16 protein-coding genes are annotated in these 15,187 nt (G+C 67.2%); 9 read left to right on the top strand and 7 right to left on the bottom strand.

Annotated elements, in window-relative coordinates; translation table 11 throughout:
• On the bottom strand, positions 1–963 hold a 963-nt coding region (locus E1261_RS35020), incomplete at its 3' end, for a GlxA family transcriptional regulator (RefSeq protein WP_132414021.1).
• Positions 964–1,015: 52 nt separating this feature from the next.
• Here E1261_RS35020 and E1261_RS35015 point away from each other — a divergent pair.
• The 5 genes from E1261_RS35015 (at position 1,016) to E1261_RS34995 (ending at position 4,955) form a co-directional block, all read left to right on the top strand.
• Positions 1,016–1,507, top strand: a complete 492-nt coding sequence (locus E1261_RS35015) for a cupin domain-containing protein (RefSeq protein ID WP_132414020.1) — start codon at positions 1,016–1,018, stop codon at positions 1,505–1,507.
• A gap of 51 nt (positions 1,508–1,558) precedes the next feature.
• Positions 1,559–2,959 (top strand): purine-cytosine permease family protein, encoded by a 1,401-nt coding sequence (locus E1261_RS35010; protein WP_132414019.1) that lies wholly within the window; start codon positions 1,559–1,561, stop codon positions 2,957–2,959.
• Entirely contained in the window at positions 2,956–3,402 is a 447-nt protein-coding gene (locus E1261_RS35005; protein ID WP_132414018.1) for a nucleoside deaminase, read from the top strand. Before E1261_RS35010 ends, E1261_RS35005 begins: the two co-directional genes overlap by 4 nt.
• The gene (locus tag E1261_RS35000; RefSeq protein WP_132414017.1) at positions 3,399–4,358 is read left to right on the top strand and encodes an isopenicillin N synthase family dioxygenase; all 960 of its coding nucleotides are present in this window, start codon (positions 3,399–3,401) and stop codon (positions 4,356–4,358) included. The genes E1261_RS35005 and E1261_RS35000 overlap by 4 nt, the downstream gene beginning before the upstream one ends.
• 126 nt (positions 4,359–4,484) lie before the next feature.
• Positions 4,485–4,955 carry a hypothetical protein gene (locus tag E1261_RS34995; RefSeq protein ID WP_132414016.1) on the top strand — a complete coding sequence of 157 codons (471 nt, stop codon included), beginning with the start codon at positions 4,485–4,487 and terminating at the stop codon, positions 4,953–4,955.
• A 610-nt stretch (positions 4,956–5,565) separates the two neighbouring features.
• Here the strand turns inward: E1261_RS34995 and E1261_RS34990 are convergent.
• The 3 genes from E1261_RS34990 to E1261_RS34980 all read right to left on the bottom strand — a co-directional run bounded on the left by E1261_RS34990 (position 5,566) and on the right by E1261_RS34980 (position 7,770).
• The gene (locus E1261_RS34990) at positions 5,566–6,255 is read right to left on the bottom strand and encodes an alpha/beta fold hydrolase (protein WP_132414015.1); all 690 of its coding nucleotides are present in this window, start codon (positions 6,253–6,255) and stop codon (positions 5,566–5,568) included.
• Between the two features lie 51 nt (positions 6,256–6,306).
• The gene (locus tag E1261_RS34985) at positions 6,307–7,323 is read right to left on the bottom strand and encodes a hypothetical protein (protein WP_132414014.1); all 1,017 of its coding nucleotides are present in this window, start codon (positions 7,321–7,323) and stop codon (positions 6,307–6,309) included.
• 84 nt (positions 7,324–7,407) lie between these two features.
• Positions 7,408–7,770, bottom strand: a complete 363-nt coding sequence (locus E1261_RS34980) for a nuclear transport factor 2 family protein (RefSeq protein WP_132414013.1) — start codon at positions 7,768–7,770, stop codon at positions 7,408–7,410.
• A gap of 211 nt (positions 7,771–7,981) precedes the next feature.
• Here E1261_RS34980 and E1261_RS34975 point away from each other — a divergent pair, with 211 nt between their 5' ends.
• From E1261_RS34975 to E1261_RS34960, 4 genes are read left to right on the top strand one after another with little or no spacing between them, the layout of a single operon-like run.
• Positions 7,982–9,877 (top strand): pre-peptidase C-terminal domain-containing protein, encoded by a 1,896-nt coding sequence (locus E1261_RS34975; protein WP_132414012.1) that lies wholly within the window; start codon positions 7,982–7,984, stop codon positions 9,875–9,877.
• 18 nt (positions 9,878–9,895) lie between these two features.
• Positions 9,896–11,116, top strand: coding sequence for an MFS transporter (locus E1261_RS34970; protein WP_238176619.1), 1,221 nt, complete (start codon positions 9,896–9,898; stop codon positions 11,114–11,116).
• On the top strand, positions 11,113–12,045 hold the full coding sequence (locus tag E1261_RS34965) for a TolB family protein (RefSeq protein WP_132414010.1): 933 nt from the start codon (positions 11,113–11,115) through the stop codon (positions 12,043–12,045). The genes E1261_RS34970 and E1261_RS34965 overlap by 4 nt, the downstream gene beginning before the upstream one ends.
• Positions 12,042–13,190 carry a YibE/F family protein gene (locus E1261_RS34960; protein ID WP_132414009.1) on the top strand — a complete coding sequence of 383 codons (1,149 nt, stop codon included), beginning with the start codon at positions 12,042–12,044 and terminating at the stop codon, positions 13,188–13,190. Before E1261_RS34965 ends, E1261_RS34960 begins: the two co-directional genes overlap by 4 nt.
• On the opposite strand, the gene E1261_RS34955 is transcribed toward E1261_RS34960, so the two are convergent.
• The 3 genes from E1261_RS34955 to E1261_RS46595 are packed head-to-tail and all read right to left on the bottom strand — an operon-like array spanning position 13,163 to position 14,898.
• Entirely contained in the window at positions 13,163–14,110 is a 948-nt protein-coding gene (locus E1261_RS34955; protein ID WP_132414008.1) for a hypothetical protein, read from the bottom strand. The genes E1261_RS34960 and E1261_RS34955 overlap by 28 nt on opposite strands.
• A gap of 34 nt (positions 14,111–14,144) precedes the next feature.
• A complete protein-coding gene (locus E1261_RS46600) occupies positions 14,145–14,534 on the bottom strand; it encodes an SDR family oxidoreductase (protein ID WP_238176618.1) in 390 nt (129 codons plus the stop codon).
• A gap of 22 nt (positions 14,535–14,556) precedes the next feature.
• Complete coding sequence (locus tag E1261_RS46595) at positions 14,557–14,898, bottom strand: SDR family oxidoreductase (RefSeq protein ID WP_238176617.1); 342 nt, start codon at positions 14,896–14,898, stop codon at positions 14,557–14,559.
• Between the last annotated feature and the right edge of the window lie 289 nt (positions 14,899–15,187).

The following is a 15,187-nucleotide window of genomic DNA, read 5'->3' as shown; positions in this document are numbered from 1 at the left end:
GGGGGTTAGGGCGAAGCGGTGGCGGTAGGTGGTGGGGGTCAGGCCGGTGGTGCGTTTTAGCTGGATTCTCAGGTTGGTGGCGGTGCCTAGGCCGGATTGGCGGGCGACGCGGTCGAGGCCGGGGGTGCCGCGTTCGAGGAGGCGGCAGGCTAGGGCTACTCGTTCGGTGGTTAGCCAAGCCAGCGGGGTGGTGCCTAGTTCGGACTGGAAGCGGCGGTGCAGGGTGGCTGGGCTGACGGCTGCTTGGTCGGCTAGGTCGGTGACGGTCAGGGGGTTGGCGAGTTGGGAGCGGGCCCAGGCGAGGAGAGGCGCCAGCGAGGTGTCCGGGATGGTGGGGACGGGCTGATCGATGAACTGGCGTTGGCCGCCTTCGCGGTGGGCGGTGAAGACGAGGCGGCGGCTGACTGCGTTCGCGATCTCGGCGCCGTGGTCGGTGCGGATGAGGTGCAGGCCGAGGTCGAGGGCGGCTGCGCTGCCGGCGGCGGTGTAGACGTTGTCGTCGGCAACGAAAAGGACGTCGGGTTGCAGGTCGATGGCCGGGAACATTTGCTCGAACAACCCAGCCCACCGCCAGTGCGTGGTTGCCCGTCGGCCGTCGAGTACGCCGGCTGCGGCGAGCGTGAAGGCACCTGTGCAGAAGCTGACCAGGCGCGCCCCGCGCGCGGCAGCCCGCCGTACTGCGTCTAGTACGGCGGGATCGACCGGGGCCTCGGGATCGGGGCGGTTCGGGACGATGACGGTGTCGGCGGTGTCGACCTCCGTCAGGCCGCCGACGCCACTGAGCGTGAAGAACCCGAGGTGCATCTCGATCGAGGGTGTCGGCGTACAGAGCGCGAGGTCGTACCAGGGGACGTCGAGTTCGGGGCGGCGCAGGCCGAACAACTCCGTCGCAACGCCGATCTCGAAGGGGTTGGACCCAGCGTCGACGATCACGACGACCCGGTGCGAGGATTCTTTCGGCATGTGCCATTTCTAGCACTCACGGCCCAAGAGGTGTACCGGTGACGCTGAACTCATGTACCAGCCAGTCGATCTGCAAGCCGTCCTGAAAACCTTCGACGACCTCTGGAGCCCGCGGATCGCCGCCCGGGTGAACGACTACGACGTTCGCGTGACCAAGGTGGCCGGCTCCTACATCTGGCACCTGCACGAGACCACCGACGAACTCTTCCTGGTCCTCGACGGCGAACTCGGGATCGCGCTCCGCGATCCCGACGAGCGGATCGTCACCCTGCCCGCCGGCTCGGTGTTCGTCGTACCCCGGGGTGTCGAGCATCGGCCGTTCTCCGACGACGGCGCCTCGATCGTGGTGATCGAACCCGCAGGCATCCCCACCACCGGCGACCGTCACGACCCGATCCCCGACCACATCAAAACGCACACGGGCCTGCCCGTTCGGGCACTGCCGCGAGCCGGCGGCCGCACCGGAGCCAGCTACCGGGGAGCCGCCCGCGCCACTACCGTGGCCGAACGCGTCGGCTGCCCGGAAGTGACTGATCCTGTGTGACGTCACAGGAATCCGTTGCCGGGGCGAACGGCAGGGGGCCACAATCGTCGGATGACAGCGGCTGAACCGACGACCGACGGCACCTACCGGGATCGCACCTTCGCCGTCGAGCCCGGCGGGAACGAGGTGATCGCCGACGAGGACAGACACGGCCGGCCCAGCCAGCTGTTCTGGACCTGGACGTCGCCGAACCTCGAGTTCGCGACGATCTTCGTCGGCGTACTGTCCGTAGCCGTTTACGGGATGAGCTTCTGGCAGGCGCTCGCCGGGCTGGCGCTCGGTACCGGCCTGGGCGCGGTCGCCCACTACTTCCTGTCAGCGCGTGGCCCGCGGCTCGGGGTGCCGCAGATGGTGTCGGGCCGGCTGGCTTTCGGTTTCAAGGGCAACGCGCTGCCCGCCGTACTCATGTCGATCACTGCAGGCGTGGGCTGGTTCGCGACGAACAGTGTCAGTGGCGCGTATGCGCTGGCTGCGTTGTTCGGTATCGGTCCGTTGCTGGGGCTGGTCATCATCGTGCTGGTGCAGACGGCGCTCGCGTTCGCCGGCCACAACCTGGTGCAGGCGTTCGAGCGGTACGCGTTTCCGGTGCTCGCGGTGATCTTCGCCGTGGCCTCGGTCGCCATCCTGATGAAGTCACACCTCGGTGCGCCTGCGCTGGAACCCCTTGTGGGCAAAGGATCCCTCGGAGGCTTCCTGCTGACAGTCGGTACGGCGTTCGGCTACGCCGCCGGATGGACGCCGTACGCCGCGGACTACACGCGCTATCTGCCGTCCACGGTGCCAGGCCGCCGTACCGGATTGTTTGCGGCGGCAGGCCTGTTCCTGTCGTGCACGGTTCTGGAAATGGTCGGCGCCGCGTCGGTGACCATCGGACCGGCGCTCTCCGACAACCCGACCGAGGCCTTCACCGGTGAGTTGTCCTCGCCGATCGCCAAGGCCACGCTGCTGGCGATCGCGATCGGGGCGATCGCCGCCAACTCGATCAACATCTACTCAGGTGCGATGGCCTTCGTGACGATCGGGGTGAAGCTGCCTGGGCACATCGCCCGCGCGCTGGTCACGGCGTTCTTCGGGGTTGCGGGTTTCCTGGTCGCGTGGTGGGCGCTGGCCGACGCCGCAGCCAGCTACGAGACCTTCCTGTTGATCATCGCGTACTGGGTCGGGCCGTGGCTCGGTGTCGTGCTCGCGGACCAGTACCTGCGGCGACGGCAGGCAGTCGCCGGATTCCTCTACGACCGGTCCTACGCGAACTGGGGCGGCCTACTGTCGTTCGTCGTCGGTCTCGTCGGGTCGGTGCTGTTGTTCTCCAACCAGGAGAAGTTCACCGGCCTGGTCACGAAGGCCGTTCCCGCGCTCGGCGACATCACGTTCTTCGTCGGATTCCTGCTCGCGGGCGGCGGTTACCTGCTGTTCTGCCGGTCCAGGATCAACAGCGAGCTGGTCGCGGTATGACGCCGGAGGAGATGCTCGACGTCGCCATCAAGGAAGCGCTTCAAGGCCTGGCCGAGGGTGGGATTCCGATCGGGGCGGCGCTGTTCACGGCGGACGGCGTACTGCTGGGCAGTGGTCACAACCGTCGCGTGCAGAACGACGACCCATCGGTGCACGGTGAGACGGACGCTTTCCGCAACGCCGGCCGTCAGCGCGACTATCGGTCGACGGTGATGGTGACGACGCTGGCGCCGTGCTGGTACTGCAGCGGGCTGATCCGGCAGTTCGGTATCGGCGCGCTGGTGATCGGCGAGAACCGGACCTTCGACGGCGGTCAGGACTGGCTCGCCGAGTACGGCGTGGCGGTGACACTGCTCGATGATCCGCGCTGTGTGACGATGATGACCGAGTTCATTGCCGCGAATCCGGCACTGTGGAACGAAGATATCGGGGTCTCCGAATGAGCGCGATTGCCACCATTGACATCTCTCGCTGGTACGCCGGCGGTGCCGAAGCTGACGCGGTTGCGGCCGAGGTCGACGAAGGACTCCAGCGGGCCGGGTTCATCCTCGTCACCGGGCATGGCGTCGACACCGGATTGGCTGCGCGGGTACGGGCAGCGAGTCGGGAGTTCTTCGCGCTGCCCGACGACGTCAAGGCGCGCTATTCGGTGGCGGTGGGCGGACACGGCTGGCTCGGTCCCGGCGCGGAAGCCAATGCGCTGGTCGAGGGTACGGAGAGCCCGCCGGATCTCAAGGAGAGCTATAGCCTGGGTGCCGAGACGGCGACCGGCGATGCGGAGGTGGACCGAGTCTGGTTCGCGCCGAACGTCTGGCCGGCTGAAGTTCCTTCCCTGCAAGGGCTTGTCAACGAGTACACCACAGTGATGCGTCGGCTGTCGGATGACTTGCTGGCCCTGTTCGCCCACGCGCTGGGCTTGCCGAGCAACCCGTTCGCCACGTTGGCCGATCACCCCACGTGGACGATGAACATCAACCACTACCCGCCGGTGAGCGTGGTGGGTGAGCCCGAGCCGGGGCAGTTCCGCATCGGCGCGCATACCGACTTCGGCACCGTCACCGTGCTGGACCGTGAGCCCGGCGCCGGCGGGCTGCAGGTCTACTCCGAGCAAGCCGGTTGGGAGGACGCTCCCTGGGAGCCGGGTGCGCTGACCGTCAACATCGGCGACCTCCTCGAACACTGGTCCGGACGCCGCTGGCCCTCCGGACGGCACCGCGTCCTACCGCCCCAACCGCACGCACCCGAAGAAGACCTGGTCTCGCTGATCTACTTCTACGAGGCGAACCACGACGCGATCGTCACCCCGCTCCAACCTCCGATCGGCAAGGAGACCGGCCTGCAGCCAGTCACCTCAGCCGCCTTCATCAAGGAACGCCTCGACGCGATCACCGTCGGCTAGCCGACCGCACGTCGTACCGGGGTCTGTTGTGCACGGGAGATCGAGTGCTGCACAACGCCGCCGGCCAGGGCTGCTCCGAGCTCAGGCTGGGGGTGTTGAGCTGCTCGAATCTCTTAGGGAGAGATCATGAAACTCAGGGCCTTGGGTACGGCGATCGTCGTTGGCGGCGTGCTGAGCGGTGTGAGCGCGGTGCCGGCACACGCCACGGACTGGGGCGGGAACGGCGACCCGTCCACCTGTGCGAGCCCCATCACCGTCGCCACTGCCGGAATCTACGGGTCGCGGGGCAACCTGATCGGCAAGAAGATCGGGGAACTCCAGCTGCGATGGTCGTGGTCGTGCCACGGCAACTGGTCGCGCGTCGTCCTGTACGGCGGCAACTACCCGAACACGGTCACCGTGGAACAGGTCGTCTCGTCGGAAGGCCGCAGCGCCGGCGCGACCGACTACGTCACCCCGGGCGCTGCCGGAACCAGCGCATGGTCGCCGTACATCCGTCTCGCGAACTCACAGAGCACGGCGTGCGCCCAGGTCTGGGCCTCCTCCGACTTCGGCACCCTGAACTTCCACACCAACGGAGCCCGCGTCTGCGCCTAGGCATTCCAGCCGGGCAGGAGCCAGTACGACGTTGAGCACGGTTCACCCATGCGCGCCGCCGAAACGTGGTCGGTCGGTGCTCAAGGGGGGTTGGGGATGCGGCCTTGAGCACGGTTCAGCCATTCGTGCGGCCGAAACGTGGTTGGTCGGTGCTCAAGGTGGGGTGGGGGTGCGGCCTTGAGCACCCACCGTTTCCTGTTCAAGCCCCCGGTGATCGGCTCGGTCAGGTGTGGGTGCGGTTGTCTGGCGCGGTTGGGGAGTCCTACCACCCGAAATCGACGGGTAGAACTCCCCAGCCCGCGCGGTAGCTGGCCGAACGGCGAACCGCGTACAGCAAGTGGGGACCCCGGACACGCGATCAGATGTCCGAGCTCCCCAGTTGGTGACCGCAGTACCACCCGGCCTACCTCCACGCCGACGCAGCAGAGCGCCGTACCCGCAACGTCCGAAGGACGCGCGCGCCTGGTGTTCGGATCGCCGGACGTTATTCGCAGCTCCCGGCTAACGTCCGAAGGACACGCGCACCAGGTCTGCGGATCTTCGGACGTTGTGGCGGGCAGGACGGCAAATCACCTGCATACCGGACAGGAGAACCACAGCGGACACCCGGTCAGGTGTCCGCGGTCCCCAGTGGGTGCACGCGGTTGAGGTGTAGCCAGTACGACGCGTGGTCGGTGATGAGGTGGGCCAGGGCGGTAGGGGTATCCCGGGCGATCAGGTGGCCGGCGGTTGGTAGGTGGGCGACCTTGAGCGTGGGGGTGGTGGTGCGGAAGCGGGCTTCGTCGGCGTCGGTGAGGGGGGAGGTCGGGCCGGCGCGGACGAGCAGGACCGGTACGGCGATCGTCGGGGGTTCGGTGCCGTGGGCAAGGATGTTGTCGACGAGCTGGGGGTGTTCGTCGCGCAGGCCGCGGTCGTCGAGCCAGGCTCGGACTCGGGCTGAATCGGGCTGCGGTACGACGTCGACGAGGATCAGGCCGGCGATATCAGGGGATGTGTCGGTCAGCGAGGCGACGGCCGCCAGCCCGCCGAGCGACGCGCCGACCACGACCAACGGGGTCGGCTGGTGCCGGATCATCGCGGTCACGTCGTCGGCGATCGCGTCGAGCATTGTTGCTTGACCCGAGCTATCGCCATGACCACGCAGGTCGAACGCGACAGCCCGTAGCCCATGCTTCTCGAGGATGTCGGCGATCGGCGCCCAGACGCTGCGGTCCTCACCACCGGCATGGAGCAGCAGGACGGTCGGCCCGCAGCCGGTCGCCGTACCGTGCAATTGAGCGTCGCCCCGGTCAAGGATCACAGCAGACCTCCCTACCTTGAGCCATCAAGGTAAGGAAGTCTACACCGCAGGTCAGGTACCGCGGATCGTGAAGGTCTTGCTGTAGCCGGCGACCTTGTCGCGGCAGGTGGGGAGGTAGGCGCGGTAGTAGATGTTCCCCTTGTACGACGGCTGCGCGTTGAGCGTGAACCGCTCGCTGTAGCGGACCGTGCTGGAGCCGACCGCCCGCCACGCGGTGGCGCCGTACAGGCGTTGCAGGATGACCTGGCAGTTGACTCCTTGGACGACGGTGCCGTTCACCGGGACGATGGTGCCGACCGGAGCGCTGGCCTTCGACGGGGCTGCGGAGATGGCGGCGGGCCGTTTGACGGGGGTCTCGAGGTAGGCGATCTTGCTCGGCTTGCCGGGGATCTCCAGGCAGCTGGTCCAGTCGCCGTACTTGTTCGCCGCGAACGACCGGACGTAGTTGCCGTTGGTATCGGTCAGGACGGCGTCACCGGGGCTGTTCTCGAGACACCGCTCTTCGTAGCCGAACAGCAGCTTGAGCCGGGTGCCGTACGGCTTGCCGGTCTGCGAGTCGAGGACGGTGTACCGGACCGACCAGGGCTTGTCGTACGGCACCACCTTGGGCGTCAGCAGCGACACGACCTTCGGGATGTGTACGCCGGTCACCGTCAGCCGCGGCGGATCCGTAACGGGCGCGGGGTCGCTGGCTGGTTCGCCCGCGACGAACTCGTACCCGTCCACCGCGGTCGCCTCGACGATTCCATTCGCCGTGGACGGCACGTTGACGGTGCCCTTCCAGACACCAGGGGTGCCATCACCCTCGACCAGAGGCAACGGCATCGACGAGAACTCGGCCAGCGGACCGGTGCCGCTGATCCGCTTGAACTGAACGAAAACGCCCTTGTGGTACGGAAGCTCCGCGTAGGACCCCTTGACCGTGACGGTGACCGGCACGGTGTTGAGCGAGGAGACCGCGACACCGGCCCGACTCAAGGTGACGGTCATGGCCTCAGCCGCCTGAGCGGTGCTCACCGGCAGGCCTAGGAGCGGCACGACGAGAAGGGCCGCAAGAGTTCTATGCATACACCGAGAGTGACGCCTGGTTGCCCCGAAGGGCCAGCGCCATGCCGCACAAATGCACGATCAGGCGCTCGCGGTAGACCGGTATCAGCTCATTCGAGGCCCGGCGTGACCGGCCAGGCACAGCCAGCGTGGCCCCTCCCGAACCCAGGTCTGCGTCATCGGCATCCGGAACTCCTCGTCGTCCACCCGATCGGTGACGACACACCGCAGTACGGCGGCCTCCCCGACGACCGTCACCTCGACGGCGGCCAACTTCTGGGCGGACCACTGCCGCGATCCGCGCGTGTTGTTCGCGATGTAGCTGTCCCGATCGAAACTCTCGCCGCTATGCGACGTCCACCTGAACCGCGGATGCAGCCAAGCCTCCAACGCTTCCCCATCCCCGGCCGCCAACGCGACCGCTCGCGCCTGAGCCGCCGCGACTACCTGCTCCTTGGCACTGCTCATGAGATGAGTGCATTCCCTTCAATACACGGAACAATCCGTCCCGGTTGAGCAAATTCGCCGTACCCGCGGCTCGGTCATGGTAGCCACCGGTCGAGTTCATTCACTGAACATCTGGGGGCCCACGGAGTGCTCTTGATCCTGGTCGGCAGCCCACTACCTTGCTGTCTCAGGAACTCCGCCCCGTCCTCCGCCCCGAGGTGTGTGACAAACCATGATCCGATTCCGTACGACGTACAGCCGTGCAACGCTGGCTGCCGGGACTGCCGGTGTCGTGCTGGCCGCAGGCATCAGTGCCGCCGTCGCATCAACAGCCGAAGGCAACGATCCACCGACCGTCCAGCAGCCCGCGCCACTGGCCGAGCGCCAGCAAGTCGCCGAGAAGGGCGCCAGTACCGGCAAGGTTCTCCTGGCCGCGGCAGGTGGTCAGGTTTGCGCCGAGCCTGGCGCGAAGTGGTTGCGGGTCAGGGTCGCGAAGCTGGATCTGCGTGGCACGGACTCGCTGGAGGTGGCCGGTTCGACCGGCACGGCGACCAAGCTGACCGCGATCAACTGGCAAGGCAAAGCCTTTCACACCAAGGCATTCTCCGGCACTTGCGTGACAGTCACGCCGAAGTTCGCAGACCCGGCCAGCAGCTACTCGATCGACGCCTACCAGTCCGGAACCCAACCGTTGTCCATGGCAACAGTCACGGTCGCAGGCGCCGGCGACATCTGCGGCTCCGCGTGCAACCAGACCCGCGATCTGCTCGACAGCATCAACCCCGACGCCGTCTTCACCGCGGGCGACAACGCCTACGACCGAGGCACGCTGTCCGAGTACAACAACAACTACCACCCCGAATGGGGTGCGTACAAAAGCATCACGCACCCGACGCCTGGGAACCACGAGTACGGGACCAGCGGTGCCTCCGGGTACTTCGACTACTTCGGCGCTGCAGCCGGACCGGCCGGCAAGGGCTACTACTCCTGGGATGTCGGCGACTGGCACTTCATCGCGCTGAACTCCAACATCGACAAGACGACCGGTAGCACGCAGGAGACCTGGCTGCGCAACGATCTCGCGGCCAGCACCAAGCCCTGTACGGCGGCGTACTGGCACCATTCACGGTTTGCCGCTGGCAACTACAGCGACGACTCCTCGCTCAAGCCGTTCTTCCAGGCCTTGTACGACTACCACGCGGACCTCGTGCTGAGTGGGCACGACCACAACTACATCCGCTTCGCGCAGTCGAAGCCGGACGGCACGAAGGACACCGCCAACGGCGTCCGCGAGTTGCTCGTCGGTACCGGCGGTCGCGCTCTGTACGGCGCTGGCGGCAATACCGCGGCGACCATCGAGAAGAGCAGCTACAACACGTTCGGCGTCGCGAAGCTGACCCTGAACAGCACCAGCTACACCGCCGACTTCGTACCGGTCGCCGGCCGCACGTTCACCGACACCGTGACCAGCAACTGCCATGCAAAGAACGGCAGCAGCAACCCGTCGTACACGGTGAGTGCGAGCCCGTCCTCGGTCTCCGTGGCCCGCGGTGCGAGCCGTACCTCCACGGTCACGGTCGCCAGCTCCGGCGGCTTCAACGCAGCCACGAACCTCACGGTCTCCGGGTTGCCTGCAGGGGTGACGGCATCGTTCAGTCCTTCGTCGGTGACGCCGCCTGCCAACGGCACCGCCTCCTCCACGCTGACCCTCACGGCCTCGGCTACCGCTACCACCGGCGCGGCCACGGTCACGGTGACCGCGACCTCCGGTACGGCGACCAAGACCGCGACGATCGCACTGGACGTCACCAGCAGCGGCAGCGTCCTCAGCAACGGTGTCCCGGTGACGGGCCTGTCCGGTGCCCAAGGTTCGGTGCTGAAATACACGATGGTGGTACCAGCCGGCGCCACGAACCTGAAGTTCGCGACTTCGGGTGGCACGGGTGACGCGGACCTGTACGTGAAGTTCGGTTCGGAGCCGACGACCTCGAGCTACGACTGCCGACCGTACAAGGACGGGAACGCCGAGACCTGCACGTTCACGACTGCCCGGGCCGGCACGTACTACGTGATGGTTCGCGGCTACGCCGCCTTCTCCGGTCTGAGCCTCACCGGCAGTCACGCGTAAGCGATGTACCTCTCCTCGATGCGAGCCGCCGACTCGGCCCGCGCCGGAGCCGTCAAGCACGGTCTCCGGCGCGGCCGGGTCCCGGTCACGGTCGTTGCCTTGGGCATCGTCAGCTTCGTGACCGACGCCTCCGCGGAGATGATCACCGCGGTGCTGCCGATGTACCTCATCTACGGGCTCGGCCTGGGCTACCTGCAACTGGGTGCGTTGGACAGCCTCTACACCGGCGCGACCGCGCTGCTCCGGCTCGCGGGTGGTTACGCTGCCGACAGGCTGAACCGGCCGAAGGCGGTCGCAGTTGCCGGGTACGGCGTTTCCGCGCTGACCCGACTCGGCTTCCCGCTGGCCGGTGGCTCGTTAGCCGGGATCAGCACCTGTGTGGCGATCGACCGTGCCGGTAAGGGTGTCCGGACCGCGCCGCGGGACGCGATGATCACCCTGGCCACCCCGACCGCCGAGCTGGGCCGCGCGTTCGGGGTGCATCGCGCGCTCGATACGGCGGGCGCGCTGCTCGGGCCACTGATCGCCTTCGGATTGCTCGCGCTGCTGCCCGGTGGGTACGACGCGGTATTCATGGTGAGCTTCTGCCTCGGCGCGATCGGCGTACTCGTGCTGATCTTCTTCGTCCGCCAACCCGGCAGAGCTGCCGCCCGCCTTCCCGCTCTGCGCGCGGGGCTGCGCGTCGCACTGCAGCCTCGTGTCCGCTCGCTGGTGCTCGCCGCTGGACTGCTCGGCCTGCTGACCGTCGGCGATATGTTCCTGTACGTCGCCCTGCAGCGGCAGGCGGGTCTGCCCACCAGCATGCTCCCGCTGCTGCCGCTCGGCACTGCCGGAACCTTCATGCTGGCAGCGATTCCGCTCGGCCGGTTCGCCGACCGATTCGGTCGGTGGCGGATGTTTCTAGCCGCGCATGTCCTTCTCGCCGGTGCGTATCTACTGGTTGCCGGTGGCATCAAAGGCTGGGTCGTGGCAGGCGCCGTCCTGCTGCTGCACGGTTTGTTCTATGCCGCGAGCGACGGGGTGCTGATGGCCAGTGCGGGCCCGCTGGTTCCGGAGGAACTGCGTGCCACCGGGCTGGCCGTCGTACAGACTGCGCAGGCTTTGGCGCGGGCCGTCGGGGCGCTGGGGTTCGGGATCGCCACGGCTGCGGCCGCTGCGCGGCCGGTGTTCGGAGTGTTTGCGGTGCTGTTGGTTGCCGGAGTGTTCCTGGCCGCCAGGATGCGAGGACGGCGATCGTGAGCCGGATCGTCACGGGTGTCGTGTTGATCGTGCTATTCGTTGCTGCGGGCATCGGTTACGTCGGCTGGCGGGCGAGCGCGGCCGACGGTCCCACCGCGGGACCGCTCGACCTCGCGCGCACCGGCACCCTTCTGTACGTCGACCGAACGAGTACCGTCCGGCAGGTGGCACGGGACCACCCCGACCAGGTGATCGGCTCGGGGCCGACGTGCCACCGGGTGTACGCCGCCGCGGGCACACTCGGCTGCTTGCGGACGACCGGCGTACCGATGTCGGCCGAGCTCGACATCTACCGCAACGGCGGGCCGAGCAAGACGTTGCCGGTGTGGGGAGATCCGAGTCGGGTGCGGGTGTCGCGGGATGGGCGGTTGCTGGGGTGGACGGTGTTCCGAGCTGGTGACAGTTATATGCGGCAGGGTGCGTTCTCGACCACGGCCGGCATTTTCGACCTCCGTGATGGCACGCAGTACGGGTCGTTGGAGGACTTCGCGATGGTTGTCGACGGCAAGCGGTACGCGTCGCCGGACGTCAACTTCTGGGGTGTGACATTCCTGAGCGGCTCGACGTTCTACGCCACGATGGCCAGTAAGGGCAGGACTTGGCTGATGCGCGGCGAACTCTCCAGTCGGCGTTTGACGAGCGTCCGCGAGAACGTCGAGTGCCCGTCGGTGTCGCCTGACCAGGGCCGGATCGTCTACAAGTTCCGTACCGGCGATCGCTGGCGGTTGCACGTCCTCGACCTGAAGACCGGGGCGGACCATCCGCTCGCCGAGACAGCGCACATCGACGACCAGGCTGCCTGGCTTGACGATCAAATGATTGCCTATGGCAAGAATGATGGGTCGGGACCGGCTATCTTCACCGTCCCGGCTGACGGGACGGGCTCGCCGTACCGTCTGCTGGCCGGTTCGTCGCCGGCGCCGGTATGAGTCACAGCCACGACGCTGACGTCGTCGTTGCGCGTCGGGTTAGGGTCCTCCTGGGCGCGGTCCTGGTGCCGTTGCTGGTGCTGACCGCGGTCGGCGTTGCCGTGCTCTGGCCCGACCACGCGGTGCATGCCGATGCGCTGCAGACCGCGAAAGCGCGTGGCGTCGTACTGGCTATTGCGCCTTGTGCGGAGCGGCCGGACGAGTGCGATCGGGCTCGGGTGAAGGTGACCGCGGGGGAGGGCACCGGCACCGAGGTCGACGCGCGAGTGGTCAAGCATCCGTTGGTCCCGCGCGTCCAACCTGGCCATCGGATCCTGATGCAGGTGATCCCGGAGGCCGGGGCGGACGAGCGCTACAAGTACGTCGACCAGGACCGCGGCCGCCCGTTGCTGCTGCTCGTGGGGATCTTCGCGGCTGCGGTGATCGCGCTGTCGCGTTGGCGCGGTCTGGCTGCCCTTGGCGCGTTGGCGATCACCGCCGTGGTGCTGACCCAGTTCGTGATGCCGGCGATCCTGGCAGGGGGCGATCCGTTGCTGGTCGCCGTCGTCGGATCGTTCGTGATCATGGGCGTCACGTTGCTGCTGACCCATGGGCCGAACGTGCAGACCGCGATCTCCATGGCTGGTACGGCGGGCGCGCTGATACTGACCGCTGGTCTCGGCGAACTGTTCGTGCTGGGGAGCCGGATCAGCGGGCTGGACGGAAACGGTGCGTCCGAGGTGGCGTCGTACGTTCCCGGTGGGGTCAACCTGCAATCGCTGGTGGTGGCCGGCCTCGTGATCGGGGCGCTCGGCGTACTGGACGATGTGACCGTCACTCAGACTGCGGCGGTGTGGGAGTTGTCAGCAGCGAACCCTCGAGCGGGCCGGCGTGAGTTGTTCGCGGCAGGGTTGAGGATCGGGCGCTCACACGTCGCGTCCGTGGTGAACACGCTGGTGCTGGCGTACGCCGGTGCGGCCCTCCCGCTGCTGATGCTGTTCGCCATCACGGGGACTCCCGACGCGTACGTCGTGTCGCTGGAGACCGTTGCCACGCAGATCGTCAACGGGCTGGTCGGGAGCCTCGGCATCATTGCCGCCGTACCGATCACTACCGCGTTGGCGGCTGCCGCTGTGGGTCAGTCCCATGCCCACGCGACTCGGTAGATGCCTGGCTGCGGATTCACCTCGACGAGTTGGGCCGTGTGTGACGCGCCGAGCCACAGCTCGGTCTCCTTCGGCTCGCTATCGGCGATCGACAGCCGGTGCGTGCGGTAGACCCGGACAGGCAGGCACGACGGGTCGAAGCGCACCTGGATCGAGAAGTCCAGCAGCCCGGGAGCGGCCCGATGCGATTGGTAGGCGTCGATCTCGGCCGTCACCGATCGCAGGGTGTACCGCAGTACCGTCAGCTCGCCCGCCCGCAACGGCCGCTCCAGCAACAGCTCATACGTACAGAAGCCGGTCGCCTCGTCGTCCCGCCGGCGACCCAGCCTGCAGCCGACGGTGTCCTCGATTCGCAGCGGCTCGACCATGCCGGCGTCGGTCCGGAACGCAGCGACGTACCGATCAACGTCGTCCTGCGCTGCGCGAACCACGATGAGGTAACTGGACTCGAGCATCTTGTGGTTCGGACCGACGGTGGTGGTGATGTGCACGCCCACCTTGGTGAGCCGGTGTAGCGCATCCAGGCTGGTCCCCATCCGTTGCAGCGCACGCGACAATCCATCAGGCCGAGCCCAAGCCTGATCGAGCCGCAACGACTTCGGCTGCTGCGCCAACCAGCGCCCCCGCGGCCGCGGCGGCCCCAGCAACGACGACAACGCCCCCACCTCAAGCCCCAGCACCTGCTCAACAACCGCCAACGCCCGCAAAGACTCAGGCCGCTCCGGTCGCGTCCGCCCATGCTGCCAATAACTCAACGCCGTCTTGCTGACCCGAGTCCCACGCTCTTCGAGCTTGTGCTGCAACCGATCAAGACTCAGCCCACTGCACTTGATCGCCAACTTCAACGCAAGACTGAACGGCCCGCTGGCCAGCACTTCCTCCAAGCGCACGCGGTCGGTCTCACGGCCGTCGACAACCACAGCCTCACGGTAACCGAATCGGTCCGTGACAGCGCTAGTTCGCGGCGTTCTCGGTGAGGTAGTCCTCCCAGGTGCGTTTGCCGGTGGTGACTCCGGTGAGGGTGAGGTTTTGGGCGGCGCGGTAGGCGCGTCCGATCTTGCCCGGCATGCGAATCGGGAGGTGGGGACGGCGTTTGCCCTGGCTCTGGAGGTAGCTGTCGACCAGTTCGCGCAGGTTGTAGACGGTCGGGCCGGCGAGGTCCGGTACGGCGCCTGCCGGTTCACCTAAGGCCAGTTCGGCGATGCGGTCGGCGACGTCGCGTTCGTCGACCGGCTGGAACCGCAGCCCGCCCGGCACGGGTACCACCGGCAGGCGTCCCATTTTCTGGATGAAGGCGTACGTGAGGCTGTTGAACTGGGCTGCGCGCAGGATGGTCCACGGCACACCGGACGCACGTACTGCCTGCTCAGCGCCGAGCTTCTCGCGGAAAGTATCCGATCGGCATCGTGTCCGCCCCGATGACCGAGATATGCACGAGATGCCGCACCCCGGCCGCCGCAGCCGCACGCACGAGATTCCTCGCGGCAAGCGCATCCCCCTTTGCCCCACCAGCCAGGTGAACCACGGTGTCGATCCCCGCGAGATCCAGGCCGTCCGCCGTCAGCAGATCGCCCTGCACATGCTCCACGCCCTCCGCGTTCATCCCGCCCCGACGGCTCAGCACGCGAACGTCGTACCCAGCACCTGTCAGTTGCGGAACCACAAGCCTGCCAAGCGTCCCCGTACCACCGGTCACCAGAATCGTCATCATCACTCCTCAGCGAATCGTCTCTACCCTCCCGACGGATCCCCCGCAGAATGTGTGACCGCCTGTGCCTCAGCTCACTCCGCACCCACTTTGAGCACCCACCAGCCACGCGGCCCCTGCCCAAGCAGTCGAACCGTGCTCAAGGTCGCACCGGCCCACCTTGAGCACCCACCATCCACAACCCGCGCCCCGCAACGGTCGAACCGTGCTCAAGGTCGCGGACGAGCACCACCTTGAGCACCCATCGACCACATTTCGGGCCGGGGGATGGTCGAGCGGTGCCCAAGGT

Source organism: Kribbella albertanoniae, assembly GCF_004348455.1.
In the GTDB taxonomy this organism is placed as follows: domain Bacteria; phylum Actinomycetota; class Actinomycetes; order Propionibacteriales; family Kribbellaceae; genus Kribbella; species Kribbella albertanoniae.
Note: the sequence above shows the minus strand (reverse complement) of the source record. Positions and strands in the feature narration are given on the sequence as shown.